This window comes from Syntrophorhabdaceae bacterium (assembly GCA_028713955.1).
GTDB lineage: Bacteria > Desulfobacterota > Syntrophorhabdia > Syntrophorhabdales > Syntrophorhabdaceae > UBA5609.
The window spans coordinates 1-3,378 of the sequence record JAQTNJ010000142.1; the positions used below are offsets into that span (position 1 = coordinate 1).

The 3,378-nt window shown below is 48.3% G+C and carries 3 protein-coding genes; 2 read left to right on the forward strand and 1 reads right to left on the reverse strand.

Translation table 11 applies throughout. The features are described from left to right. A partial coding sequence (locus PHU49_11605; protein MDD5244650.1) for an ATP-binding protein occupies positions 1-1,188 on the forward strand: 1,188 nt, incomplete at its 5' end. Between the two features lie 60 nt (positions 1,189-1,248). Further along, positions 1,249-2,490 carry a hypothetical protein gene (locus tag PHU49_11610; GenBank protein ID MDD5244651.1) on the forward strand — a complete coding sequence of 414 codons (1,242 nt, stop codon included), beginning with the start codon at positions 1,249-1,251 and terminating at the stop codon, positions 2,488-2,490. A gap of 239 nt (positions 2,491-2,729) precedes the next feature. On the opposite strand, the gene PHU49_11615 is transcribed toward PHU49_11610, so the two are convergent. Next, positions 2,730-3,290: an isochorismatase family protein gene (locus PHU49_11615; GenBank protein MDD5244652.1), complete on the reverse strand. Its 561-nt coding sequence runs from the start codon at positions 3,288-3,290 to the stop codon at positions 2,730-2,732. Positions 3,291-3,378: the final 88 nt, after the last annotated feature.

The window sequence follows — 3,378 nt, forward strand, 5'->3', positions numbered from 1 at the left end:
ATAGAGAAAGGACACACGAAGTCCCGTGTCGATGTTACGGGTCTATCGGTCAAGGAGTTCAAGCTCATAGCGTCATCGATGAATAAGATGGTCGAATCTATTGCAGCACGGGAGAAGACCATCGGCGAGAACATCGAGTCGATGAAGGCTATCAACAGTGAGCTCGAGGAAAAATCAAAAATCATAAAGTATGAAAGGAAAAGGCTTCTCACGATCCTCGAGACAATGGATGACGGGATTGTAACGCTGGACGAGAGGGGCGTTATGACCTATTTCAACAGGGCTGCGGAGGCTATAACCGGCATTGACAGGCATCAAACGATAGGCAGGCATTATAAAACAATCTTTGGAAACCTCGATATAATACCGGACCAGCAGGCCACAAGTCTGGAATTGATCTTCGAAGGTCCTTCCTCGCCTTTATATCTAAACATACATATATCGCCTTACACCCTTGAAAGCGAGGAAACCGGCCAGGTGCTTCTTTTTCAGGACATTTCAAAAGAAAAGAAGATCGAAGAGTTCAAGGCTGATTTTATCTCATCGATCGCCCACGATATCAAGTCGTTCCTGGTGCCGGTGACCGGCTTTCTGAACAGAATCCTGAAGGAAAAATACGGACACCTCGAGGGACCGTTACGGGAAAAGATCGCCAACGTTCAGGACAATACCTCAAAGATCTACCACCTCGTTGAAAATTATCTGAACATCTCCAGGATCGAGTCCGGCAAGCTCGAACTTGCACGGGCAACCATGGATATTAAGGAGGTCTTAAGGGATATCGTCCAGCTATACGGTCCGAGGGTGAGCCTCGCGTCGACGGATGATCTCCCGCCTGTCTTTGCCGACAGGTCCTATGTTGAAAGGGTTGTTGTAAACCTCGTTGTCAACGCAATGAAGTTTTCAAATGAAGATTCCCCTGTTTTGATAAGCGCCGGAAGGGATGGGGATTTTATCGTTACATCGGTCAGCGATAAAGGCGTAGGCATTCCCGCAGATGAAATCCTCTATATCTTTGAAAAATACAGGAGGGGGAGTTTCGGAAAAAAGGAAGACGGATCAGGCCTCGGCCTTTTTATTGTAAAATCCATTGTCGAAGCGCACGGAGGGAAAATCTGGGTTGAGAGCACGCTTGGCAAAGGGAGTGTCTTTCATTTTACCCTGCCGCTTTTAAAAAAAGGGGTTTGAGTGCTGATTTTCTTCCATACAATTTGACTTTGCAAACCTTTCTGACTTATAATTACCGGAATGCGAAAATATATCATTCTTTTTCTTGCGCTTACACTCGTGTCGTGCAGTTACCTGCCATTTACAAAAAAGAAAGAAGATACTAAAACTACAACCACAACCACTAAATCTGCACAAACAAAGGGTGAAAAGGTGGATGCAGCGGAAGCAGGTGACCAGAAACCGGGTGACATAAAGGTCATCGATGGGGTTGAATACATCTATGCGAGGAACAGAAGATATATGCTCACCCCTTACGAGCCTGAATATGTCTGGGTAAGGAAAGACCAGTACTCCCCCGGTATGGGTGAAGGTCTCCTCTCGGGAGGAACAGCTTCGAAAAAGGACCGGGATGAGATGGAGAAGAGACTCGCCAAGCTCGAGGAGGAGTTGAAAAAGAAAGGGATTGCGCCACAGATGGTATATCCCATGCAGATGGGATCTCTCCCCCTTGGTATGGGTTTCATGCCTGGCCTTGCCATGGTCAACTTTAATTACCCCTCACCAAAGATGAAAAGAAAGGTCATCGTTCTGCCGGTAAGCGACACGACGAACTACAAGGAAGAACATCTCGGTGAGTTGGCAACAAAACGTCTTATATCGCGACTTGAGAACACCGGCACTATCATCTGCATCGATCCCAATACAACGAACATACAGGGCGTTCTCACAGATCCTGCAAGCCTGAAGGTGCTCAACGAGGTCTTTGGAGTCGTTGCAGTCCTCAAGGCAACCCTTTCCGATGTATATACCAGTACGTCAAAGATCGAGGGCAAACAACAGCAGGAAACATCTTTTGCCATGTCCAAGCTGTCCATCGATGTTTACAATACAGATACGGGAACCATATTGAAGCAGCTCTCCGGAAGGAACCCCGTCTTCCTGTCACGTGAGGGGGGCGATATGAGCTCGGAGAAGGCAAAAATGAAGTCGATCGATCTGACCTTAGAGATGATCGCCGACGACCTCCTCAAGGCCGTTCTCACTCTTGACTGGCATGCCCGTATCGCATCCATTGAGGAAGGCAAGGTGTACCTGAATGCCGGAAGGTTATCCGGCCTCGAAAAAGGCGGCGTTCTTGAGGTTTATTCACCTGGCGAACAGATACTGGACTCCAAAACGAAGGTCCCCCTTGGAAGACAAAAGGGAAACTTTAAGGGCGAGCTTGAGGTTGTTGAGCTCTTCGGTGTCGATGCAAGCTGGGCCAAGCCGAAAAAAGGGACAAGCTTCTCTCCTACAGATCTCGTATACGTAAAGCAGTAAACGCTAACCCTTCCAAAGCAGACACACAATTAAAACCAGCTCATGGCTGACAGCAAAAACTAAACAATTCCTCATGCCGCGCTCACGCGGCACCCTCAAAGAATGTAAATGATGTATCCGGGATACGCTATTTCTACGTAAAGTAAGAAGTAGGAAGTAGGCAGTAAAGGATTTGCGTGCATACTGCTTATTGCCTACCCGGTTCTTGCTGTTGCTATGAGCTATCAGCTATTTGCTGTCTACTTCACGAGTGGCAGGGTTGCCCTGAACTCGTCGGTCCCCGCCTTCTGCAATATCTCGTATATGAACATCTCTGTCGAGGTTATCGTTGCACCGCACTGCTGCATGCGTTCCAGGGCTGTTTTCCGGTTGTCGGGGGCACGCGATGAAACGGCATCACCCACAACATGTACCTCGTACTTGCCCAGCCCGTGCAGGGCTGTTTGCAATACACAGATATGGGCCTCTACACCGGTAAGGATTAACGTGTGCCGGCCTATCCTTGACACCTCGTCCTGAAACTCCTTACAGGAGAAACAGTTAAAGTGCACCTTGGACACGGGCCTGGTGGCAACAAGTTCCTGTTTGACCTCAGGAAGCGTTGACCCGAGTTTCTCCTGCTCGGTGATCACAACCGGGATTCCTGCCATATTGGCAAAACGCGCAAGTCGTATGACGTTCTGTGTAACCCCTTGCCTTTCTGAGATAACGGGCATCAGTTTCTCCTGAACGTCGATGATAATGAGAACACAGTCATCCCGCGACACAAGGTTATTGGCGGCCTGTGCTTTGCGTGCCATAGATACCTCCGTAGTTTTTTTGTCCTCGCTTGCGTGGTCCTCGCGATGGCCTGTAGCCTTATTATAAACTATTCCATGGGATATTTGT

Excerpts from the sequence above, each read along its gene's own strand:
- PHU49_11615 (MDD5244652.1), bottom strand. The coding sequence starts at position 3,290 with ATGGCACGCAAAGCACAGGCCGCCAATAACCTTGTGTCGCGGGATGAC.
- PHU49_11610 (MDD5244651.1), top strand. The coding sequence starts at position 1,249 with ATGCGAAAATATATCATTCTTTTTCTTGCGCTTACACTCGTGTCGTGC.